The 21163-nt window shown below is 68.8% G+C and carries 20 protein-coding genes and 1 pseudogene; 8 read left to right on the top strand and 13 right to left on the bottom strand.

Going from position 1 to position 21163, the window contains the following annotated elements; genetic code table 11:
- Positions 1-51 precede the first annotated feature (51 nt).
- On the top strand, positions 52-522 hold the full coding sequence (locus ABS73_RS13745; protein WP_277023752.1) for an Lrp/AsnC family transcriptional regulator: 471 nt from the start codon (positions 52-54) through the stop codon (positions 520-522).
- On the opposite strand, the gene selB is transcribed toward ABS73_RS13745, so the two are convergent.
- From selB to ABS73_RS16860, 7 genes are read right to left on the bottom strand one after another with little or no spacing between them, the layout of a single operon-like run.
- Complete coding sequence (gene selB / locus ABS73_RS13740) at positions 511-2397, bottom strand: selenocysteine-specific translation elongation factor (protein ID WP_277023754.1); 1887 nt, start codon at positions 2395-2397, stop codon at positions 511-513. The two genes, ABS73_RS13745 and selB, sit on opposite strands and share 12 nt — an antisense overlap.
- Positions 2394-3752 (bottom strand): L-seryl-tRNA(Sec) selenium transferase, encoded by a 1359-nt coding sequence (gene selA, locus ABS73_RS13735; RefSeq protein WP_286693523.1) that lies wholly within the window; start codon positions 3750-3752, stop codon positions 2394-2396. Before selA ends, selB begins: the two co-directional genes overlap by 4 nt.
- Positions 3752-4666: a formate dehydrogenase accessory protein FdhE gene (gene fdhE / locus ABS73_RS13730; RefSeq protein WP_277023757.1), complete on the bottom strand. Its 915-nt coding sequence runs from the start codon at positions 4664-4666 to the stop codon at positions 3752-3754. The genes selA and fdhE overlap by 1 nt, the downstream gene beginning before the upstream one ends.
- A 55-nt stretch (positions 4667-4721) precedes the next feature.
- A complete protein-coding gene (locus ABS73_RS13725) occupies positions 4722-5411 on the bottom strand; it encodes a formate dehydrogenase subunit gamma (protein ID WP_277023759.1) in 690 nt (229 codons plus the stop codon).
- On the bottom strand, positions 5411-6394 hold the full coding sequence (gene fdxH / locus ABS73_RS13720) for a formate dehydrogenase subunit beta (RefSeq protein WP_277023761.1): 984 nt from the start codon (positions 6392-6394) through the stop codon (positions 5411-5413). The genes ABS73_RS13725 and fdxH overlap by 1 nt, the downstream gene beginning before the upstream one ends.
- Positions 6391-8859 carry a formate dehydrogenase-N subunit alpha gene (fdnG, locus tag ABS73_RS13715; RefSeq protein ID WP_502686061.1) on the bottom strand — a complete coding sequence of 823 codons (2469 nt, stop codon included), beginning with the start codon at positions 8857-8859 and terminating at the stop codon, positions 6391-6393. Before fdnG ends, fdxH begins: the two co-directional genes overlap by 4 nt.
- 12 nt (positions 8860-8871) lie before the next feature.
- Positions 8872-9471, bottom strand: coding sequence for a molybdopterin-dependent oxidoreductase (locus ABS73_RS16860; protein WP_502686060.1), 600 nt, complete (start codon positions 9469-9471; stop codon positions 8872-8874).
- Positions 9472-9720: 249 nt separating this feature from the next.
- Here ABS73_RS16860 and ABS73_RS13710 point away from each other — a divergent pair, with 249 nt between their 5' ends.
- Genes ABS73_RS13710 through ABS73_RS13700 form a run of 3 tightly spaced genes read left to right on the top strand, consistent with a single transcriptional unit; the run spans position 9721 to position 12743 of the window.
- Positions 9721-10584 (top strand): putative selenate ABC transporter substrate-binding protein, encoded by an 864-nt coding sequence (locus ABS73_RS13710; protein ID WP_277023765.1) that lies wholly within the window; start codon positions 9721-9723, stop codon positions 10582-10584.
- Between the two features lie 4 nt (positions 10585-10588).
- Positions 10589-11245 (top strand): ATP-binding cassette domain-containing protein, encoded by a 657-nt coding sequence (locus tag ABS73_RS13705; RefSeq protein WP_277023766.1) that lies wholly within the window; start codon positions 10589-10591, stop codon positions 11243-11245.
- A complete protein-coding gene (locus ABS73_RS13700) occupies positions 11238-12743 on the top strand; it encodes a PhnE/PtxC family ABC transporter permease (protein WP_277023768.1) in 1506 nt (501 codons plus the stop codon). Before ABS73_RS13705 ends, ABS73_RS13700 begins: the two co-directional genes overlap by 8 nt.
- Here the strand turns inward: ABS73_RS13700 and ABS73_RS13695 are convergent.
- Together ABS73_RS13695 and ABS73_RS13690 are read right to left on the bottom strand one after the other, a co-directional pair.
- Complete coding sequence (locus ABS73_RS13695) at positions 12740-13348, bottom strand: acyl-homoserine-lactone synthase (RefSeq protein WP_277023770.1); 609 nt, start codon at positions 13346-13348, stop codon at positions 12740-12742. The genes ABS73_RS13700 and ABS73_RS13695 overlap by 4 nt on opposite strands.
- Before the next feature lie 11 nt (positions 13349-13359).
- A complete protein-coding gene (locus tag ABS73_RS13690; protein ID WP_277023772.1) occupies positions 13360-13566 on the bottom strand; it encodes a hypothetical protein in 207 nt (68 codons plus the stop codon).
- Positions 13567-13702: 136 nt separating this feature from the next.
- On the opposite strand from ABS73_RS13690, the gene ABS73_RS13685 reads away from it, so the two are divergent.
- Positions 13703-14320 carry a helix-turn-helix transcriptional regulator gene (locus ABS73_RS13685; RefSeq protein WP_277023774.1) on the top strand — a complete coding sequence of 206 codons (618 nt, stop codon included), beginning with the start codon at positions 13703-13705 and terminating at the stop codon, positions 14318-14320.
- A 3-nt stretch (positions 14321-14323) separates the two neighbouring features.
- On the opposite strand, the gene xylB is transcribed toward ABS73_RS13685, so the two are convergent.
- Complete coding sequence (xylB, locus tag ABS73_RS13680) at positions 14324-15772, bottom strand: xylulokinase (protein ID WP_277023776.1); 1449 nt, start codon at positions 15770-15772, stop codon at positions 14324-14326.
- 146 nt (positions 15773-15918) lie between these two features.
- Here xylB and ABS73_RS13675 point away from each other — a divergent pair, with 146 nt between their 5' ends.
- From ABS73_RS13675 to ABS73_RS13665, 3 genes and pseudogenes are all read left to right on the top strand, one after another.
- On the top strand, positions 15919-16404 hold the full coding sequence (locus tag ABS73_RS13675) for a TRAP transporter small permease (RefSeq protein WP_277023778.1): 486 nt from the start codon (positions 15919-15921) through the stop codon (positions 16402-16404).
- 1 nt (position 16405) lies between these two features.
- Positions 16406-17685: pseudogene (locus tag ABS73_RS13670) on the top strand (TRAP transporter large permease subunit).
- A 23-nt stretch (positions 17686-17708) separates the two neighbouring features.
- Positions 17709-18680: a DctP family TRAP transporter solute-binding subunit gene (locus ABS73_RS13665; protein ID WP_277023780.1), complete on the top strand. Its 972-nt coding sequence runs from the start codon at positions 17709-17711 to the stop codon at positions 18678-18680.
- Between the two features lie 183 nt (positions 18681-18863).
- Here the strand turns inward: ABS73_RS13665 and ABS73_RS13660 are convergent, their stop codons facing one another.
- From ABS73_RS13660 to ABS73_RS13650, 3 genes are read right to left on the bottom strand one after another with little or no spacing between them, the layout of a single operon-like run.
- The gene (locus tag ABS73_RS13660; RefSeq protein ID WP_277023781.1) at positions 18864-19877 is read right to left on the bottom strand and encodes a LacI family DNA-binding transcriptional regulator; all 1014 of its coding nucleotides are present in this window, start codon (positions 19875-19877) and stop codon (positions 18864-18866) included.
- Between the two features lie 52 nt (positions 19878-19929).
- On the bottom strand, positions 19930-20271 hold the full coding sequence (locus tag ABS73_RS13655; protein ID WP_277023784.1) for a hypothetical protein: 342 nt from the start codon (positions 20269-20271) through the stop codon (positions 19930-19932).
- Positions 20268-21158, bottom strand: coding sequence for an NAD(P)-dependent oxidoreductase (locus ABS73_RS13650; RefSeq protein WP_277023786.1), 891 nt, complete (start codon positions 21156-21158; stop codon positions 20268-20270). The genes ABS73_RS13655 and ABS73_RS13650 overlap by 4 nt, the downstream gene beginning before the upstream one ends.
- Positions 21159-21163: the final 5 nt, after the last annotated feature.

The following is a 21163-nucleotide window of genomic DNA, read 5'->3' as shown; positions in this document are numbered from 1 at the left end:
CTTGGGGCAGACTGTGGACGATCAGACCAAAGATGAGGCGAAAGACAGACCGTGACCGACCTTCTGGACCCGATCAACCGCCGCATTCTGACCGAGCTGACCGCCAATGCCCGCATCCCCATCACCGATCTGGCGCGCAAGGTCGGCCTCTCGAAGACCCCCGTCGCCGCCCGCATCCGCCAGCTGGAGGAGGCGGGCCTGATCACCGGATACCGCGCCATCCTGTCGCCCATGCGCCTTGGCCTGACCCATGTCACCTATGTCGAGGTGCGCGTGACCGACACCCGCCCCAAGGCGCTGGAGGCGTTCAACGCCGCCGTCCGCGCCGTCCCCGAGGTCGAGGAGTGCTATATGATCGCGGGGGGCTTCGACTATCTGCTCAAGGTGCGGTCCCGCGACATGGCCGATTACCGGCGCATCATGGCGGAACGCATATCCAGCCTGCCGCATGTCAACGCGACCTCCAGCCATGTGGCGATGGAGGCCGTGGTCGAACAGGGCCAGCTGCCCCTAACCGAATAGGTCCAGCCGGTGCGGGTTCAGCCGCCGCAGATCGCCCCGGCGCAGCGTGACCCCGTGGCGGTCCAGGAAATCCAGGATCTCGATCGCAACCTTGCGGCCGTTCTGCACCCGGTCGCGAAACAGGGCGGCAGTGAACCACCCGTCATCCGTCGCCGCAGCCACGTCGCGCAGAATGGCCACCATCTGGGCCGTCACCGGGCGCGCGAAGAAATGGTCATGCGCGATCTGATCGGTCCGGCCCAGCTTCTGCGTCAGGCGCAGGATACGGCGGATCTCCTTTTCATCGGCCCCCAGATCGGTGGCGAAATCGCGCACGCGCGGCGGGCGAAACCGCAGATCGCCCAGCAGGACGGGGCTGATGCGGTCCCACAGCGCCTCATCCTCGGGGGAGAGGCGGACCTCGTGGCCGGGCTGGCGGACGAATGCCCCGTCCAGCGTGATGCGCCCGGCCTCGGCCTCGGCGCGCAGCAGGGCCAGAAAGGCGTCCTTGGGCAGGCGCGGGGTCAGGGACAGACGCAGGCGCTCGCGTCCAAGGCCGGGCAGGTCGGGGTTCTCGGCGTGGAACCGGACCAGCGTGTCGGCGATGCCCTGCTGCAGCGCGTCGCGATGGGCGGGCGACAGCGCCAGCCCGGCGATCACCACCGCCCCGGACAGGGCCGCCGCCGTCTGCGCCGGCGACAGCGCGCGGTCGCGGGCAAAGACTGTCGCATCGACCGGGGCCGTGGCCAGCATCGCGGCCAGCGGTTCGGGCGCGTCGGCGGCAGCGATCAGCGCCAGGCGGTCGGGGGTGCGCCGCTTGCGCGCGGGGGGGCGCAGGTCCAGGAAATGCCCGCCGCCGATGGTCCGGCTGGCCGACACGTCGCGCAGGATGAAGCGGTCGCCGATGGTGGCCGCGATGGGGCGGTCCAGCACGATCTGGACCGGGCCGCCGCCCCCTGGCGCGATGGGGTCGGACAGGGGGACGATGCGGGCGCCCACCTCGGTCGCGTGGGTGTGCAGGCGGGCGGGGAACCAGGTGCCGATGGGCTTCGGCTCGGACCCAAGCACGCTCAGGCGGGCGTCGATGCGGTCGGTGGGGGCGTGCAGCGCAGGCGTCAGCACGATGTCGCCGCGATGGATCGCGTCCTTGGCCACGGCCTCTCCGGCCAGGTTCAGGGCGCAGCGCTGACCCGCAAGCCCTTCGGTCGCGGGGCGGTTCTGGGCGTGGATGCCGCGCACCCGCGCCGCGATCCCGGAGGGGCTGATCGTGACCAGATCACCGATGGCGATCCGCCCCGACAGCACCGTGCCAGTGACCACCGTGCCGGAGCCCTGCAGGGTAAAGCTGCGGTCGACCGCCAGGCGAAAGCCCGCATCGGCGGCGCGGTCGGCGGTCTGCGCCTCGGCCCGGATCAGGGCGTGGCGGAGGGTGTCGATACCCTCGCCCGTCAGCGACGACACCGGGATGATCGGCGCATCGGCCAGCCCGCCATCCGCCAGCGCGGCGCGGATCTGGGCGGTGACCTGCGTGCGGCGGTCGGCATCGGCCAGATCGGCCTTGGTCAGTGCCACCAGCCCGCGCGACAGGCCCAGCAGCTGCAGGATCGCCAGGTGTTCGCGCGTCTGCGGCATCACCCCGTCGTCGCAGGCCACGACCAGCAGCGCCAGGTCGATCCCGCCCGCGCCCGCCAGCATCGTGTGGATCAGCCGTTCATGGCCCGGCACGTCGACGAACCCGGTAACCGCCCCGCCGCCCAGATCGGCATAGGCAAAACCCAGATCGATGGTGATGCCGCGGGCCTTCTCCTCGGCCAGGCGGTCGGCATCGGTGCCGGTCAGCGCGCGGACCAGCGCCGTCTTGCCGTGGTCGATATGCCCCGCCGTGCCGACGATCACGCCAGCGCCTCCAGCAGGTCGCGATCGTCGCCGAGGCAGCGCAGATCCAGGATCAGCGCGCCGTCGCGGATATGGCCCAGCACCGGTCGGGCCAGGGCGCGCAGCGATGCGGCCAGCCGGTCGGGCGCGTCGCCGCCCGTCCCCGTGATCCGCAGCCCGGCCGAGGGGATCGTGTCCGTCGGCAGCGACCCGGAACCGATCTGGCTGGCGCAATCGGTCGTGGTCACGCGGTGATCGGGCAGCAGCGCCGCGACCTGCGGGGCCAGCCGCGCGGCTTGGGCGGCGATATCCGCCTGCGGGCGGGACAGCATCCGCAGGACCGGCAGGCGGTCCGGCAGCCGGTCCGGGTCGCGATAGAGGCGCAGCGTCGCCTGCAGCGCGGCGATGCGGATCTTGTCCAGGCGGACGGCGCGCTTCATCGGGTTCCGGTTGATCCGCGCGATCAGGTCGCGCCGCCCGACGATAAAGCCCGCCTGCGGACCGCCCAGCAGCTTGTCGCCGGAGAATGTGATCAGGTCCGCGCCCTCGGCCACGGCCTCGGCCACGGTGGGTTCGCGGCGCAGCCCCCATCGCGACAGGTCGACCAGCGACCCGGCGCCCAGGTCGTTCAGCATCACGACCCCCGCCTGACGCGCCAGCGCCGCCAGCTCCGGCGCCGCGACCTCGGCGGTGAAGCCCTCGATGCGATAGTTCGAGGTGTGGACCTTGAGGATCAGGCCGGTCCGGTCTGTGATCGCGTCCTGATAATCGCGGGGATGGGTGCGGTTGGTGGTGCCGACCTCGACCAGGCGGGTACCGGCGCGGGCCATGATGTCGGGCATGCGGAAGGCGCCGCCGATCTCGATCAGCTCGCCACGCGACACGATGCTGTCGCGCCCCTCGCCGAACGTGTTCAGCGCGATCAGCACGGCGGCGGCATTGTTGTTGACGACGGTGGCATCCTCGGCCCCGGTCAGCTCGCACAGAAGGCCGCGCAGATGGTCGTCGCGCTGGCCGCGCCCGCCCGTGGTCAGGTCGTATTCCAGGGCCAGCGGCGCGGCCATCGCGGCGGTGGCGGCGGCGATCGCCTCATCCGCCAGGATCGCGCGGCCCAGATTGGTGTGAAGCACCGTGCCGGTCAGGTTCAGGATCGGACGCAGCTGCGTGACCGCCGCCGCCGCCAGATCGGCGGCCAGCAGATGCGGCAGCCGCGCGGCCTCGGCGGCGCCGTCGGCGCCGTCACGGATCGCCGCGCGGGCCGCGTCCAGGCGCAGCCGCGCGGTCCGGGTGACCGCCTGGCGGCCATGCCTGTCGACCTGATCGGGCAGGGCCAGCAGCAGCTGGTCGACCGAGGGCAGCGCCCGGAATCCCGACATCAATACCCCGCAAGAAACGGATTGAAGCCGCCGCGCCGGAGGGGCGTGTCCTTCATCAGCAGGTCCAGGCCTAGGCTGGCGACATCGTCGGCGACGGGCTCCAGGCTGGGGTTCTTGTTCTGATACAGCACCTTGACCCAACTGTCGCAATCGCCGCAGACCTCGGCCCGGACGGTCGCCTGGTCGGTCTCGACGCTGCGATAGCTGATCTGGCCGGTCTGGCCGCAGCACAGGCAGGTCAGGCGCACCTCGTTCCATTGCGTCTGGCAGCAGGCGCAGGCGGCATAGCGCACGCCGTCCAGATCGCCCACCCCGATCACGCTGGAGGTCGCGGGCCTGCCGCCGCAGGCCGGGCAGACCCCGGTGCGGATCTTGACCAGCTGATCGGCGGGCAGACCGGATGCCAGCCGCGACAGATGCAGCTGGACGGCCAGCGCGGCGAACAGATGCGGCGCGACGCTGTCATCGGGAATGCGGTCGGCCAGGATGTTCTCCAGCAGCCAATGGCGGTCGGCCAGGTCGGCCGCGGTGACGGCCGACAGCGCGATGCGGGCGGGCTCGGGCATGTCCAGCGCGGCGGCCTGGCTCAGCACCGCGTCCAGCACCGCATGTAGCTCGGGGTCGGCGGCCAGCGCGGCGCGGTCGATCGGCGGCATGCGGTTTTCGCGCGCCAGGCGAATGCGGTCGGCAGGCAGGGGGGCGGGGCGGGGCAGATCCTCGGCCAGCCGCGCCTGCAGCGCGACCAGCTGCCCCAGAAAGGTCAGCCACGGCCCCAGATTGGCGCTGTGCTGCGCCAGAAAGGCCAGACGTTTCGCGCGGGTCGCGAACAGCCGCAGGGGTTTGGGCAGAAAGGCCAGCGGCGCCGTGGGGACGCCGCCGATGGCCGAGGGGTCGGGTTGGATGGTGGTGGTCATGTGTCGCTCCGGGCCGAACCGGCCACAGGGGATGCCGGTGATGGTGGCCGGCAGATTACTCTGCCGGGCCCTTGTTGTCGCGGCTGGCGATCTCTCGCAGCCATTTGCGGTGGTGCCGCCAGGCCCACCCGCCGGTCACGGTGCCCCGCGTCATCGCGCGCAGCGTGCCCCGCGTCCAGATCGCGGCATAGACATGCATGATGAACACCAGGATGATCGCCACTGCCGCCAGCGCATGGACCAGAACCGCCACGCGGCGCAGCGGCACGCTGACCAGATGGCCCGCGACCTGCTGCCAGATCATCACGCCCGACACGATCAGGACGATGATAAGCCCGGTCATGGCCCAGAACACGAATTTCTGGCCCGCGTTGTACTTGCCCAGTTCGGGCAGGTTCTCCTCGCGGCCCTTCACCACGTCGCCGATATTGGCGACCCAGGTCGTGTCCTCGGGCTTGGGCATGTTCAGGCGCCACAGCTGGATGAACATCAACGCAAAGCTGAAGAACAGCACCACGCCGATGATCGGGTGAATCCAGCGTGTCATCTGCCCGCCGCCGAACAGGCCGGTCAGGAAATACAGCGCCGGGTCGAACAGCGCCAGCCCCGACAGGGCCAGCGCGATCAGGCTGAACGCGGTGACCCAGTGGTTCGCGCGGGTGAACCCGCGATAGCGGCTGACCTCGACCGGCTGGACGCTTTCCAGCCGGTCGCCTGGTTCCGAGTAATAGGGACGCGGCGCCATCAGACATGACCCCCTTCATCGGGGTCCTGACCCTTGACCAGCTTGTCGGCGGATTCGATGTCGTGCTCCTCGACCTCGTTGCCGCGGGCGAACAGGCCGTGCAGCGTCGCGCCCACCGCGGCCAGGCCGATGGCGGCAAGGCCCGCGGTCTTGGTCACGCCCTTCCAGCCCTCGACCACCGGAGAGATCCGGGGATTTTCGGGCAGGTCGTTGTAGATGCCGGGCTTGTCCGCGTGATGCAGGACATACATCACATGGGTGCCGCCGACGCCGGCCGGGTCATAGAGGCCTGCGTTTTCATAGCCGCGCGATTTCAGATCCTCGATCCGGGTCTCGGCATGGGCCTGCATGTCGGCCTTGGTGCCGAACACGATGGCCTGGGTGGGGCAGGCTTTCGCGCAGGCGGGACCCTGGCCCACGGCCACCCGGTCCGAACACAGGGTGCACTTATAGCTCTTGTGGTCGGTCTGGCTGATGCGGGGGATGTCGAAGGGACAGCCCGTGACGCAATAGCCGCAGCCGATGCAGTTGTCCTTGATGAAGTCCACGATGCCGTTGGAATACTGCACGATGGCGCCGGGCGCCGGGCAGGCCTTGAGGCAACCCGGATCCTCGCAATGCATGCAGCCATCCTTGCGGATCAGCCATTCCAGATCGTTGGTGGCCGGATTCTCCCATTCGGCAAAGCGCATCAGGGTGAACATGTCGGGGGTCAGGTCGTGGGGGTTCTCATAGACCCCCACGTTCTCACCCACCGCCGGATGCGTGTCGTTCCATTCCACGCAGGCGGATTGGCAGGCCTTGCAGCCGATGCATTTGGACACATCGATCAGCTTGGCCAGCTTTTCCAGCTGGCGGTCGGGTTGCGGCACGTTGCGCGTGGCCGAGATGCGCACGACGTCGCGCGCATCGAAATAGGCCTCGGTCGGTTGCACGGGCGGGTTGGACGCCGCCGTGGTCGGGCTGTTTGCCATGTCGTTCATGCCACCGGCTCCTCGGCTGCGGGTTCGATGTTGACCAGGAACGCCTTGAATTCAGGCGTGTCCGTGTTCGCATCCCCGATGAAGGGCGTCAGGCTGTTCGGCCCCCAACCCTTTTTCGCGGCGCCCATGAAGCCCCAGTGCAGCGGGATGCCCACGACATGGACGGTCTTGCCGTCGCAGGTCATCGGCCTGATCCGCTTGGTCACCACGGCCTTGGCCCAGACCTGCCCGCGCTTGCCCCAGACCCGCACGCGACCGCCCTTGGCGATGCCGCGTTCGGCGGCCAGCTCCTCGCTGATCTCCACGAAGAACTCGGGCTGCAGCGCGGCGTTCACCGGGTTGTGCTTGGTCCAGTAGTGGAAATGCTCGGTCAGGCGGTACGAGGTCGCGACGAACGGGAACTCGGAACTGTCGCCAAGCCGCGCCACGTCGGATTCGAACACCCGGGCCACCGGGTTCCCGCGCATGCGCGGGTTGAACACGTTGGCCATCGGGCTCTCGAAGGGCTCCATATGCGTCGGGAAGGGCCCGTCGCGCATCATGCCCCGGGTGAACAGGCGCGACACGCCCTCCTGGTTCATGATGAAGGGGCCGACCTCGGTCGGATTGGCGGTGGGCGCGATGTCAGGCACGTCATAGCCGCCCCACCGCGTGCCGTCCCACTGGACCAGCGGGCGCGTGGCATCCCAAGGCTGTCCCTGCGGATCGGCCGAGGCGCGGTTGTACAGCACCCGCCGGTTCGCAGGCCAGGCAAAGGCCCAGTTCAGGTACATGCCGACATCGTCGGGGTCGGAATTGTCCCGCCGTGCCATCATGTTGCCGTCCTCGGTCCAGCTGCCGGCATAGATCCAGCAGCCCGCCATGGTCGTCCCGTCGTCGCGCAGCTGTCCGAAACCGGACACCTGCTGGCCCGCCTGTACGACCACCGCGCCCGTCGCCGGGTCGGTGACATCGGCCAGCGCACGGCCGTTCATCTCGCGCGCCAGTTCCGACGGATGCGGCTCTCCGGGATCGGCATAGTCCCAGGACAGGTTCAGGATCGGATCGGGGAAGGCGCCGCCCTCGGTCCGATACAGCTCGCGGACCCGCGTCCAGATCTGCGCCATGATCCAGGTGTCATGCTTGGCCTCGCCCGGAGGCGTCGCGCCCGGCCAGTGCCATTGCAGCCAGCGGCCCGAATTGACCAGCGCGCCCTCGTCCTCGGCAAAGCAGGTCGTGGGCAGCTCCAGCACCTCGGTCTGGATGCTGGCGGTATCCACCTCGTTATGCGCGCCGTGGTTCTGCCAGAAATGCGAGGTTTCGGTGGACAGGGGGTCCATCACCACCAGCATCTTCAGCTTTGACAGGCCCGCGGTGACCTTGCCCCGGTCGGGGATGGACAGCAGCGGGTTGAAGCCCTGGCAGAAATACAGGTTCACCCGGTCGTTGTTCATCAGCTCGAACATGCGCATGATGTCATAGGCCGGGACGTCCAGCTTGGGCAGGTATTCGAACGCCCAATCGTTCTCCTCGGTGGCGGCATCGCCCCACATGGCCTTGAGGAAGCTGACCATGAACTTGGGATAGTTCTGCCAATAGCTGGTCTGACCGGGCCGCAGCGGGGTAAAGCTGCGGGTGGACAGATAGGTCTGCCAATCGACCTCACGCTCGGTCGGGATGTTCAGATAGCCGGGGATCAGGTTCGACATCAGGCCGATATCGGTCAGGCCCTGGATGTTGGAATGCCCGCGCAGCGCGTTCATGCCGCCACCGCGGACCCCGATATTGCCCAGGATCAGCTGCAGCATCGCCATGCCGCGGATGTTCTGGGCGCCCTTGGAATGCTGCGTCCAGCCAAGCGCGTACATCGACGTCATGGTCCGGTCGGGTGCGCTGCATTCGCCGATCATCGCGCAGATGTCCAGGAACTTGTCGCGCGGCGTGCCGGTGATGTTCTCCACGAATTCGGGCGTGTAGACATCGACATGCTGTTTCAGCATGTTCCAGACGCAGCGCGGATCCTGCAGCGTCGGGTCGGTCAGCGCAAAGCCGTCCTCGCCGATCTGGTAATCCCAGCTTTCCTTGTTGAAGTCGCGCTTTTCCTCGTCATAGCCGCTGAAAAGCCCGTCCTGCCAGCCGAAATCCTCGCGCACAAGGAAGGACGCGTTGGTATAGTTGCGGACATAGTCCCACTGGACCTTGTCGTTTTCCATGCACCAGCGGATCACCCCCATCAGGAAGGCGATGTCGGTGCCCGGACGGATGGGCGCATAGTAATCCGCGACCGATGCGGTGCGGGTATAGCGCGGATCGACCACGACCAGCTTGGCGCCGCGATGCGCCTTGGCCTCGGTCACCCATTTGAAGCCGCAGGGATGCGCTTCGGCGGCGTTTCCGCCCATCACGATCACCAGGTCGGTGTTCTTGATGTCAGTCCATGGATTGGTCATCGCTCCACGGCCAAATGTCGGGCCCAAACTGGACACCGTCGGGCCGTGTCAGACGCGCGCCTGATTATCGAATCCCACAATCCCCATGGACCGGACCGTCTTGTAGGTCAGCCATGCGGTTTCATTCGTCGTGGCCGATGCGGCCAGGAAACCCGTCGTCGTCCAGCGGTTGACGGGGGTGCCGTCATCGTTGGTCGCGATGAAGTTCGCGTCGCGGTCGTCCTTGAGGGCGCGGGCGATCTTGTCCAGCGCCTCGTCCCAGGTGACCTGTTCGAACTGGTCCGAACCGGCACGGCGCAGGCGGGGATGGGTCAGGCGCGTGGGCGCGTGGACGAAATCCTTCAGCGCCGCGCCTTTGGGGCACAGCGTTCCGCGGTTCGTCGGGTGGTCGGCATCGCCCTCGATATGCATCAGCTCGGCGGTCTCGCCGGCCTTCACGTCGCCGCGGGAATACATGATGATTCCGCAGGCGACCGAGCAATAGGGACAGGTGTTGCGCGTTTCCGTCGTCGTGGCCAGCTTGAAGGGTCGCACATGCGCCGCCTCTGCTGCCTCTGCGGCGCCAAATCCCATGGCGCCCAGTGACGTTGCCGCAACCCCCGCTCCCGCCAGCCTCAGAAAGCTGCGGCGCGAAAGGTCGATATTCATAGGACCCTCCCCTCTGCCTGTCGAATTGATAGGTACGCACTAATCGTCCGTGTTTGCTTCGGCCAAGTCAAGACGTGATCCCTTGCGCGCGATCAAAACCCTGCGCTAGAAGGGCCGGACAAGCCGATGCGCCGGGTGCGTTCGGGCCGCGTGGGTTCCGCCGGAAACGGGGGCTTGGCACATCGGCGCGAGACCCGGCCATGGGTCCGCCGATCACCGCGCCCCATTCACACCCCCGGAGCTTGCCCCATGCCCCTGTTGTCTCGCCTGTTTGCCACGATGCTGGCCACCGCCCTGCCTTTGTCCGCCGCAGCGCAGGACACACTGTATTTCTCGGCCATCCCCGACGAGGACGAGACCCGGCTGATCGAACGCTTCAGCGCCGTCGCCGAATACCTGTCGGATGAGCTGGGCGTGCCGGTCGAATTCGTGCCGGTGAAATCTTACCCCGCCGCCGTCACCGCCTTCCGCAACGATCAGGTCCAGCTGGCCTGGTTCGGCGGGCTGTCGGGGGTTCAGGCGCGCCTGCTGGTCGACGGTGCCCGCGCCATCGCGCAGGGCGATGAGGACACCACCTTCGTCAGCTATTTCATCGCCCATACCGATACCGGGCTGGAGCGGTCGGACGATTTCCCTGAGGCTGCGCGCGGCCTGTCCTTCACCTTCGGGGCCAAGACCTCGACCTCGGGGCGGCTGATGCCCGAATACGGCATCCGCCAGGAAACCGGAGAGGCGCCCGAGGAATTCTTCAGCCGCGTGGGCTTTTCGGGCGATCACAGCCAGACGCTGCGGCTGGTGGCGTCTGGGGCGTGGCAGGTCGGTGCGCTGAACTATACCGTCTATGACCAGGCGGTTGCCGACAACGCCCCCGAGGTCGAGACGACCACGATCATCTGGCAGACGCCGCCCTATCCCGATTACAACTGGACGATCCGCGGCGATGTGGACGCCCGGTGGGGCGAGGGCTTTGCCGACCGCGTGCAGGCCGCCCTGATCGGCATGGACGACCCGGACCTGCTGGCGGCCTTCCCGCGCAACGCCTTCATCGCGGCCGAGAACGACGATTACGCGCCCATCGAGCAGGTCGCCCGCGATCTGGATCTGCTGGAGTAACCTGTTGCAGCTGCTGGACGGGGCCGATCTGGGCTATGGCGGCGCGCCCGTGCTGTCGGGGGTGCGCCTGCATGTGGCGCCCGGCGAACGGGTGGCGCTGCTGGGGCGCAGCGGGTCGGGCAAGTCGACCCTGCTGGCGGCGCTGCACCGGGCGGCGCTGGCGCGGGGCCTGCGCGTGGCGCTGGTCCCGCAGGACACGGCCTTGGTCCCGCAGCTGTCGGCCTTGCGCAATGTTCTGATGGGGCGGCTGGACGATCACGGCGCCTGGCGCAACCTGCGCACGCTGATCCGGCCCGCAGCCCCCGACCGGGCGGCGGCGCTGGCCGATCTGGCCCGCGTGGGCCTGACCCCCGAGGCCGATCGCGCGGTCGAGGGTCTGTCGGGCGGTCAGGCACAGCGCGTGGCCCTGGCCCGCGCGATCCATCGCGGCGGCGACCTGATCCTGGGCGATGAGCCGCTATCCGCCGTCGACCCCCGCCAGGCCGAGACGCTGGCCGCGCTGATCAGGGGCGCGTTCCCCACCGCGATCCTGGCGCTGCATGACGTGGCCATCGCGCGGGCATTCGCCACGCGCGTCATCGGGCTGCGCCAGGGGGCGTTCCTGTTCGACCTGCCCGTCACCGAACTGGACGCCGCGCGGATCGAGGCGCTTTATGGCTAGCCTGTCGCGCCTTGGGGTCGTGGCGGGATTTCTGGCCGTGGCCGTCTTGTGCCTGCCGCTGGCCGATCTGGCCACCGCCGGGCACGACCCCTGGGCCACGCTGGCGCGGATGGGGCGCGGCTTCCTGACGCCCGATTTCAGCGCCATCGAACAGATCGCGCGGGCCGTCGCGCTGACCGTGGCTTTTGCCGTCGCCGGCGTCGCCCTGGGCGGCATCGCGGGGCTGGCCATGGCACCCTTCTATCGCTGGCGCGCGGTGCGGGGCCTGGCCATCGCGCTGCGATCCGTGCACGAGCTGTTCTGGGCGCTGCTGCTGCTGCAGGTCTTTGGCATCAGCATCTGGTCGGGGGTGCTGGCCATCGCGCTGCCTTATTCCGGCATTTTCGCCAAGGTCCTGTCCGAGATCCTGGACGAGGCCGACCGCCGCCCCGCCGACTGGCTGGGGCCGCGCGCCGACCCGCTGACGCGGTTCCTCTGGGCGCGGCTGCCGCTGGCGGTGCCGCAGATGGTGACCTATGCGCTGTATCGCGTCGAATGCGGGCTGCGGTCGTCGGCGGTGCTTGGCTTCATCGGGCTGCCGACCCTGGGGTTCCAGCTGGACACGTTCTTTCGGCAGGGCGAATATGGCGCGGCGGGGGCGGTCATGGCGATCTATATCGCGCTGATCGCCACGGTGCGGCTGTGGATGCGACCGCGCGCGGTGCTGCTGTGGCTGGCGGCGTCCGCCGTGATGCTGGCGCAGGTGACATCGCCGCCGATGGGACAGGGCGCGCTGTGGCGGTTCCTGACCAGCGACATCATCCCCGCGCCGCTGCGCCGGGGCGACCCCGCCGCCCTGTGGCCCTGGCTGTGGGACCTGACCACCACGGCCATCCTGCCGGGCCTTGCCGCGACGCTGATCGTGGCGCAGCTGGCGCTGGTGCTGGCGGGGGCGGTGGCGTTTCTGGGCCAGGCGCTGATCGCGCGGCGCGTCACGGGGCGGATCGGCGCGGGGGTGGGGCACCTGGTGCTGGTGATCCTGCGGTCGTTCCCGGAATACATGCTGGCCTATCTGTTCCTGCAGGTCTGGGGGCCCTCCATGCTGCCCGCGATCCTGGCGCTTGGGCTGCATAACGGGGCGATCATCGCGCATCTGCTGGGGCGTCAGGCCGATGGGCTGCGCCTGCGCGCCGACGCGCCGCGCGGCCTGACCCTGTGGGGATGGGAGATCGTGCCCCGCCTGTTCGGCCCCTTCGTCGCGCTGTGCCTGTACCGATGGGAGATCATCATCCGCGAATCCGCGATCATGGGCATCCTGGGCATCGCGACCCTGGGCTTCTATCTGGACGACGCCATCGGAGAGCTGCGCATGGACCGCGCCATCGTCATCCTGGTCGCCACCGCGCTGGTGACGGTCGGCATCGACGCGCTGTCGCGCGCCATCCGCGCCCGGATCGGCGCGGGTCGGGTGCAGGTCGCGCCTGTCGGCACGGCGCCGGGGCAGGCGACCGGGTGCTAGGCCGCCATCGCAGGCTGGCGCACGGCGCAGGCGAAGGCCAGGAACTTGCCGTCGTTATTGCCGACCAGGTCGCCCATCCGGCGCGGCGTCCAGCCAAGGCGCGTGGCCATGCGCAGAAACGCCGGCGGCCCCAGGAACAGGCAATCGGTCGCGCCCACCTGATGCAGATGGCGGTTGGCGGCCTCCAGGATCGCTTCGGCCAGGCCGGGGATGGGCAGGGCGGCAAAGCGTGTCAGCTCCCACGACTGTGGATCGACGGGGGGTTCGTCATGGCACAGGTTGGTGGGCATGCCGGGCAGCAGCCCCAGATGCGCGTCGCGGATCATGTAGGAATAGACCACCTTGCCGCCGCCGAACGAACAGTCGGTGCGTTTCAGCCGCGCGCCCCCCACCGCGCGCCCGTCCTGATGGGCGATCACATAGACGGTGTCGAAGGTGTCGTATTGCTCGAACTCGATGCCCTCGGCATGGTGCAGCGGCCAGGCCATGCGGTCGACGAAGATCTGCTTGCGCAGCTTGAAGAAGCTGGTCACCAGATCAAATTGCGCCATGTCCTGCGGCAGGCGGATCGTGGCGATCCGCACATCGGTCGGTGTCGTCGTCATGTCATGCTCCTTTATTGGCGATAGGTGTCTGGCAGCCGGGCCAGTCCCAGAAATTGCCGCCCGCCCGTCACCTTGTTGGGCAGCCACAGGCCCCAATCGGTCACCTCGACCTTCAGGACCCCGTCCTGGGCATAGGCGTCGAAATAGGTCAGCATCGTCTCGACCATGTCCCGACTGAATTCGGCCGTGGCCAGTTTAGGCTCTCTGATACTCTTCACCATCCGGTCCTCCGTTTGCTGGCATAGGTTAACGGAATGGGCGTGGGGCGGCCGGATGTCGCGCGAAAAACGGGAAAGCTGCCTTTTCAGTATGTCCGAAAAGGCATATTCTGGGGTTCTGCTGCCGGAGACCGCGATGCTGCACGACCTGATCCCCAATTTCGACGACGAGATCGCGCAGATGCACGTCCTGGCGCCAACCGGCTGGATCATGGGGTTCAACCTGACCTATCGGGGGCCGGAACATCTGCTCAACGCCTATCCCGAGGCCTGGCGCGCCATCTATGAGGATCGGAATTACTTTTTCGGCGACCCCATCGCGATGTGGACGATGACGCATGACGGCGCCGCCCGCTGGTCCGAGGTGCGCATCCCCGACCTGCGCGGCGTGATGCAGGCCGCGCGCAAGTTCCGCCTGAACCACGGCGTGGCGATCTCGCGAAAGGTCGCGGGCAAGCGGTCGTTCCTGACCCTGTCCCATCCCGACCGTGAATTCACCGATGAGGAGATCGCGCTGTGCCGGGCCAAGTTCCAGCTCTGGACCGACCTGGTGCTGAACCGTGCCGCCCTGACCCCGGCCGAGCTGGACGTGCTGCGCTGTTTCCGCGACGGGTTGGGGCAGGCCGACACGGCGACCTTGCTGTCCATCGCGGAATCGACCGTCAAGCAGCGCGCCATCAAGGCCTGCAGCAAGCTGGGCGCGAAAAGCCGCACCCAGGCTGTCGCGATCGCCGTGGCGCGCAACTATCTGTGACGCCTACTGGACGCTGCGGATCGCCGGATAGGCCGCGCGGAAATCGGCATGGGCCTGGGCAAAGGCGTCGCGCAGCGCCGGGTCCGGGGCCACGTGGCGGGTGACGCGCGGCGGCGTCATGACCTGATCCACCGTGCCCGCGCCCGCAGCCACCATGCCAAGCCGCGCCGCACCCAGGGCCGCGCCGAATTCGCCATCGCCGGGCAGGGTCAGCGTGACGTCCAGCGCGGTGGCGATCACCTGCAGCCAGTATTCCGACCGCGCACCGCCACCGATCGCCATCAGCTGCGTGGGCTGGGCGCCCGTCGATTGCAGCGCCGCCAAGCTGTCGGCCAGCCCGAAGGCCACCCCCTCAAGCACGGCGCGGGTCAGGTCGTCGCGGTCGGTCGCCGCCGCCAGCCCGGTCAGGCTGCCGCGGATGGCGGGGTCGTTATGCGGCGTCCGCTCGCCCGACAGATAGGGCAGAAAGCGGACCGGGCCGGGCGCGCGCAGCGGCCCCAGATCGGCGGTCAGCGCGGCGGGCTTGGCCCCGGTGACGCGGCCTAGCCAGTTCAGGCTGTCGGTCGCGGCCAGCATCACCCCCATCTGATACCAGCGCCCCGGCACCGCGTGGCAAAAGCTGTGCAGCGCCGTGTCGGGCGCGGGCGCATAGCCGTCGCGCGCCGCCAGCAGCACCCCCGAGGTGCCAAGCGACACGAACCCCGCCCCCTCGGCCATCGCGCCGATCCCGCAGGCGGCGGCGGCATTGTCGCCCGCCCCCCCGGCCACGGTCACCGGCGCGGACAGCCCCCATTCGGTGGCCAGATCGGCGCGCAGCCGTCCGGCCGCGCCGGACCCCTCGACCAGGCGGGGCATCTGCGTGCGGGTCATGCCGGTGGCGGCCAGCAGGTCATCCGACCAGTCGCGCGCCCCGGTGTCCAGCCAGGCCGTGCCCGAAGCGTCGGACAGATCGCCCACCGCCTCTCCGGTCAGCCACAGGTTCAGATAGGCCGCAGGCAACAGCACGCGGGCAGCCTGCGCGAACAGGTCCGGCTCATGCGCGGCCATCCAGGCCAGCTTGGGCGCGGTAAAGCCCGGAAAGACGATGTTGCCGGTCAGCGCGCGGAACCGCGGATCGGCGTCCAGGACCGCGGCCTCGGCATGGCTGCGCGTGTCATTCCACAGGATCGCCGGGCGCAGCACGCGGCCGGCCGCGTCCAGCACGCAGGCGCCGTGCATGTGCCCCGCCACGCCGATGCCGCGCAGATCCGCGAATTCGGGATGCGCCGCGCGCAGGTCGGCCACCGCGCCCTGAAAGGCGGTGATCCAGTCGGCAGGGTCCTGTTCGGACCAGCCCGGATGGGGGTGGGCCACGCCGTAATGGCGTTCCGTCGCGCCCAGGGGGCGGCCCGCGTCATCCACCAGCAGGGCGCGCAGCCCCGATGTGCCCAGATCGATGCCAAGATAGCTCATCGCACTCTCCCTCTTGTTGGGCCGACCATGATCACCCCTGCGCGGATGTCCAGATGTCATGAACCGTCCGGTCAAGCGACAGACGTGATTGACAGAGGGCATGGTAACGATATCATGTCGACCGAGGACAAGAGGGGGATGACCGCATGAGAGCCGCGATCGAGGCGCTGTGGCGCATGATAGACATCATCATGGCGGTGTTGCTGGCGGGCATGATCGTGCTGGTCTTTACCAATGTTGTCATGCGCTATGGCTTCTCCAGCGGGCTGCGCGTCACGATCGAGCTGTCGCGCCTGTGGTTTGTCTGGGTGGTCATGCTGGGCGCGGCCGTGGCCCTGCGCCGGGGAGAGCATCTGCAGTTGTCGGAATTCTCCGAGGCGCTGATGCCGCGTTTCGTGCCGATCCTGCGGCGCATCTGCTGGGTGGTGGTGCTGGTCGCGGTGTTGATGCTGTTCGTGGGCGCCTGGCGGCAGACGCTGGCCAACTGGAACAACATCTCTCAGCTGACGGGACTGCCGTCGGGGCTTCTGTATCTGGCGGGGGTGGTGTCGGCGGTGCTGATGGCGGCGGTGGCGCTGGTGCGCATCTTCGGTCCCGACCGCCCGCCCTTGGCCACCCGGCAGGAGCATTGAGATGACCCTGGCCCTGTTCCTCGGCGTGCTGTTCCTGGGCATCCTGGCGGGTCTGCCCGTGGCCTTCGCGCTGCTGCTGTCGTCGATGGCGCTGATGGTGCACATGAACCTGTTCAGCGCCGACATCCTGGCGCAGTCGCTGATCAACGGGGTGGACAGCTTTCCGCTGTTGGCGGTGCCGTTCTTCCTGGTCGCCGGAGAGGTCATGTCGCGCGGCGGGCTGTCCACGCGCATCGTGGCGCTGGCCATGGCCCTGGTCGGGCATCGGCGCGGGGCCTGGGATACGTCGCGATCCTGACGGCCATCGTGCTGGCCGGGCTGTCGGGATCGGCGGTGGCGGATGCGGCGGCGCTGGTCTCGATCCTCTATCCGATGATGCGCAAGGCGGGCTACCCCGAGGGGCGCAGCCTGGGCCTGCTGGCATCGGGCGGCATCATCGCGCCGATCATCCCGCCCTCGCTGCCGCTGATCCTGGTGGGCGTGGCGGGCAACATCTCGATCGCGAAACTGTTCATGGCGGGCATCGCACCGGGCCTGATGATGGCGCTGATGCTGGTCACCATCTGGACCCTGATCATGCGCGGAGAGGAGATCGAGGTCCTGCCCCGCGCCACCCGCGCCGAACGCTGGAAGGCGCTGCGCGAGGGCATCTGGGCGCTGCTTCTGCCGGTCATCATCATCGGCGGCATCCGTTCGGGCGCCTTCACCCCGACCGAGGCCGCGGTGGTGGCCGCCGTCTATGCCATCGTCATCTCGACCGTGATCTATCGCGAACTGACCTTCCGGGGCTTTGTCGACGTGCTGATCCAGGCGGGGCGGTCGACCGCGATGGTGATGTTCCTGGTGGGCTGCGCGATGGTCGCGGCTTGGCTGATCACAGTCGCGCAGCTGCCCCAACAGCTGGCCGCCCTGCTGCAACCGCTGATCGACAGCCCGCGCCTGTTGATGCTGGTCATCATGCTGCTGGTGCTGGCCGTGGGCATGGTCATGGACCTGTCGCCCACGGTGCTGATCCTGGTGCCGCTTCTGATGCCCGTCGTGCGCATGGCCGGGATCGACGAGGTCTATTTCGGGCTGATGTTCATCCTGAACTGTTCCATCGGGCTGATCACGCCGCCGGTGGGCACGGTGCTGAACGTCGTCTGCGGCGTCGGCCGCGTGCCGATGAGCCAGGCCGTGCGCGGCGTCGGGCCGTTCATCCTGGGCTATGTGGTCCTTCTGGGCCTGTTCATCCTGTTTCCGCAACTGATTACCGTGCCCGCCCGGATTCTGGGCGGCTGACATCCTTGAGGGAGGACCCAACCATGACGACCCTGTTCCGCACCACCTGCCTGGCCGCCATCCTGTCGGTGGCTAGTCTGGCCGCCCAGGCCCAGACCACCCTGCGCCTGGCCCATGCCGCGCCCGAGACCGACCTGCAGCAGAACCTGGCCCTGTTCCTGAAGGAACAGCTGGAGGAGCGCAGCGGCGGAGAGATCACCGTCACCATCTTTCCCCAGGGCCAACTGGGGAATGACGCGGCCATGGTGGATGGCACGCGATCGGGGATCATCGACGTGGTGATGACCGGCCTGAACAACATGACCGGCCTCGTCCCCGAGGCGGGCGCGTTCGAGCTGCCCTTCATCTTTCCGACGCGGGCGGATGCCTATGCCGTGCTGGACGGCGAAGTCGGTCAGGGGATCAGCGAGCAATTTCAGGGCCATGGCCTGAAGATGCTGGGCTATCCGGAAAACGGTTATCGCAACATGACCAACAATCGCGGGCCGATCACCCAGCCCGGCGATGTGGCCGGGCTGCAGATGCGGGTCAACAATTCCAAGGCGCTGTCGGACATGTTCCAGGCGCTTGGCGCGACGCCCCAGCAGATCCCCGTGGCCGAGCTGTACACCGCGCTGGAGACCGGCGTGGTCGATGCGCAGGACCATCCCGTGGGCATCGTCCAGAGCTTCAAGTTCGACGAGGTGCAGGATTACCTGTCGCTGACCCAGCATGCCTATTCGGCCCTTGCGCTGGCCATGAACATGAACAAGTTCAACGGATTGTCCGAGGAACATCAGGCCCTGGTCCAGGAGGTCGCGACCGAGGCCGTGGCCATGCAGCGTGGCCTTGCGCAGGACCACGAGGAGGAGATGCTGGCCGATCTGGAGGGCAAGGGCATGCAGATCAACCGCGATGTCGATGCGGCGGCCTTTCAGGAGGCGGTGCGCCCGGTCTGGGACGCCTTCATCGCGCAGAACGGCGATGCCATCGTGACTTCCATCACCAGCCGCTGATTGTGAGGGGGGCGGGCGACCGTCCCCCTGTTGCGTTGCGGGCGTTGCTTTGATGCGTTGCGCAACGGGTGGGTGTCGCGGGCCCAGCAGATGCTGGGTTTCGGGCCGCACGGGGCGTGCACCGGGGCTGCACCGGAGGGGCACAGGGTGTACACCGCTTGCGCACGCTGCGTTAGGGAATCGTCAGGAACCGGTGCTGGCGCGGGTCATCAGCTGGGGCGTGATGCCGATCAGGGCAGGGTCGGGCAGGGTGCCGTCCAGCGCCTGCAGGATCAGGGCGGCGGCCTGCGCGCCGATCTGTCCGGGAAAGGGGTTCACGGTGGTCAGGGGCGGGACGCAAATGGCCGCGATCTCGTAATCGCCGAAACCGGCGATGGCCACGCGGTCGGGCACCGCCACGCCGCGCCGCTGGCATTCCGACAGCGCGCCAAAGGCCGAGAGGTCGGACACGCAGACCACCGCATCGGTATCGGGCAGCCGCGCCAGCAGCTCGGCCATGGCCGCCGCCCCCTCGGCCATCGAGATGGGCGGCGCGCCGGCATCGATCAGCCGCGTCGCGTCCAGCCCGTGGCGCCGCATCGCGGCCACGAAACCCCGCCTGCGGTCGGTGCCGCGGGTGTCGCGGGCCGCGTCCCCGCCGATGAAGGCGATGCGGCGGCGGCCCTGGCCCACCAGGTGATCGACCAGCATGCCCATCGCGGCGGCGTTGGAAAAGCCCACCACATGGCCGATGGGGCGGGCGGGCAGGTCCCAGATCTCGACCACGGGGATGGCGGCCTTGTCCAGCAGGGCGCGGGCGCGGTCGGTATGGGTGCCGCCGGTGACGACCATCGCCTCGGGGCGGCGGCGCAGCAGCTGGGCGATCAGGGTCTCCTCGGTCTGGACGTCGTAATCGGTATAGCCCAGCAGGATCTGCAAGCCCCGCGCCCGCAGCCCGTCCGACAGCCCCCGCACCGTATCGGCAAAGTTGGCGTTGTTGATGGACGGGATGGTCACCGCCACGAAATCGCTGCGCTGAGACCGCAGCGCGCTGGCCGTGCTGTCAAAGACATAGCCCAGCTGTTCGGCGGCCTGCATCACGGCGGCGCGGGCGGTGTCGCTGACGCGGCCGTCATCCTTGAAGGCGCGGCTGACGGTCATGGGCGACACCCCGGCCAGGCGCGCGATGTCGATCATAGTGGGGGCGCGGCGGGTCATGAGTGGGCCTGTGCGGGGGCTGCGGTCACTGTCCCGGATCGGGCGGCGGTTTTCAAGCCGGGGTCAGGTCGTGATCATGCGCCGTCGTGACGTGATGGTGGATCTGGCCGTCGAAGAACCGCGCCAGAACCGCCTCGGTCGCGGCCTTGGCGCGGGTGCGGGCGGGGCTGGCCAGGGCGGCATGGACCGTGTCCAGATCGGGATAGCTGATCGCCAGGATCATCGGGATCGAGGGCGCGCCATCGTCGCGAAACTCGGCAAAGTTCACGCGCACCGACAGGGCGCCGGGAAAGGCGCGCCATTCGGGCAGCACCTCGGACAGGATGGCCGCGCGGAAGGCCGCGTCCTGGCCGTCGCGGATGCGGCCCTGGAACAGGGCGAAGCGGGTGATCATCGGGTGGGCTCCTTGGCCAGGGGGTTGGGAAAGAATTCCATCAGCGCGGCCTGATCCTGATCGCCCAGCCCTTGGGCGGTCAGAAGGCGGTGGATCTCGGCGCAAAGGGCGGTCAGCGGCATGGGTGTGTGGGTCGCGCGGGCCAGGTCCTGCGCGCCGTTCAGGTCCTTGACCATGTTGTCGATGCGCCCCGTCGGGCGATAGTCGCGGGCGGCAAAGCGGGGCATGTATTCCTGCAGGATGGCGCTGTCGGCCCGGCCACCCGCCAGGGCCGCGGGGATGCGGTCGGCGGCGACGCCCGCGGCCTCGGCCAGGGCGGTGGCCTCGGCCACGGCGAGGAAGTTCAGCCCGCAGAGGATCTGGTTGATCAGCTTGGTCGTCTGTCCGGCGCCCACCGGGCCCATATGCGTCTGGTTCGACGCGACCCGCGCCAGCACCGCTTGGGCGCGGGCGACGTGATCCGCGTCACCCCCCTGCATCAGCGTCAGGGTGCCGGTCGCGGCCTTGGGCGCGCCGCCCGACAGCGGGCTGTCGACCCAGTGCAGGCCGCGCAGCGCCGCCCGCGCCGCCAGATCGTGCGTGGCCGCCGGGTCGATCGAGGACATGTCGATGATCAGCGTGCCGGGCGCCGCCCCCGCCGCCACGCCGTCGGGGCCAAAGACGGCGGCGTCCACGATATGGGGCGCGTTCAGCGACAGGATCACCGCCTGCGCGCCGCGTGCGGCATCCGCCGCGCTGGTCGCGGCCCGCGCGCCAAGCGCGGACAGGGGCGCCAGGCGCGCGGGGTCCAGGTCAAAGACGGCCAGCACCGTGCCGGTCGCAGCCAGGCGCGCGCCGATGGCGCCGCCTATCGCGCCTGCACCGATCAGGGCTGTGGTCTGGGTCATGGGTC

This window comes from Paracoccus sp. SCN 68-21 (assembly GCF_001724535.1).
Lineage (GTDB): Bacteria > Pseudomonadota > Alphaproteobacteria > Rhodobacterales > Rhodobacteraceae > Paracoccus > Paracoccus hibiscisoli.
Note: the sequence above shows the minus strand (reverse complement) of the source record. Positions and strands in the feature narration are given on the sequence as shown.

Coding starts and splice junctions, on each gene's coding strand:
- ABS73_RS13685 (WP_277023774.1), top strand. CDS start 13,703: ATGCTGCACGACCTGATCCCCAATTTCGACGACGAGATCGCGCAGATG.
- ABS73_RS13725 (WP_277023759.1), bottom strand. CDS start 5,411: ATGGCGCCGCGTCCCTATTACTCGGAACCAGGCGACCGGCTGGAAAGC.
- ABS73_RS13675 (WP_277023778.1), top strand. CDS start 15,919: ATGAGAGCCGCGATCGAGGCGCTGTGGCGCATGATAGACATCATCATG.
- fdhE (WP_277023757.1), bottom strand. CDS start 4,666: ATGACCACCACCATCCAACCCGACCCCTCGGCCATCGGCGGCGTCCCC.
- ABS73_RS13710 (WP_277023765.1), top strand. CDS start 9,721: ATGCCCCTGTTGTCTCGCCTGTTTGCCACGATGCTGGCCACCGCCCTG.
- ABS73_RS13665 (WP_277023780.1), top strand. CDS start 17,709: ATGACGACCCTGTTCCGCACCACCTGCCTGGCCGCCATCCTGTCGGTG.
- ABS73_RS13700 (WP_277023768.1), top strand. CDS start 11,238: ATGGCTAGCCTGTCGCGCCTTGGGGTCGTGGCGGGATTTCTGGCCGTG.
- ABS73_RS13660 (WP_277023781.1), bottom strand. CDS start 19,877: ATGACCCGCCGCGCCCCCACTATGATCGACATCGCGCGCCTGGCCGGG.
- selA (WP_286693523.1), bottom strand. CDS start 3,752: ATGTCGGGATTCCGGGCGCTGCCCTCGGTCGACCAGCTGCTGCTGGCC.
- ABS73_RS13655 (WP_277023784.1), bottom strand. CDS start 20,271: ATGATCACCCGCTTCGCCCTGTTCCAGGGCCGCATCCGCGACGGCCAG.
- ABS73_RS16860 (WP_502686060.1), bottom strand. CDS start 9,471: ATGAATATCGACCTTTCGCGCCGCAGCTTTCTGAGGCTGGCGGGAGCG.
- ABS73_RS13695 (WP_277023770.1), bottom strand. CDS start 13,348: ATGACGACGACACCGACCGATGTGCGGATCGCCACGATCCGCCTGCCG.
- fdxH (WP_277023761.1), bottom strand. CDS start 6,394: ATGAACGACATGGCAAACAGCCCGACCACGGCGGCGTCCAACCCGCCC.
- ABS73_RS13650 (WP_277023786.1), bottom strand. CDS start 21,158: ATGACCCAGACCACAGCCCTGATCGGTGCAGGCGCGATAGGCGGCGCC.
- xylB (WP_277023776.1), bottom strand. CDS start 15,772: ATGAGCTATCTTGGCATCGATCTGGGCACATCGGGGCTGCGCGCCCTG.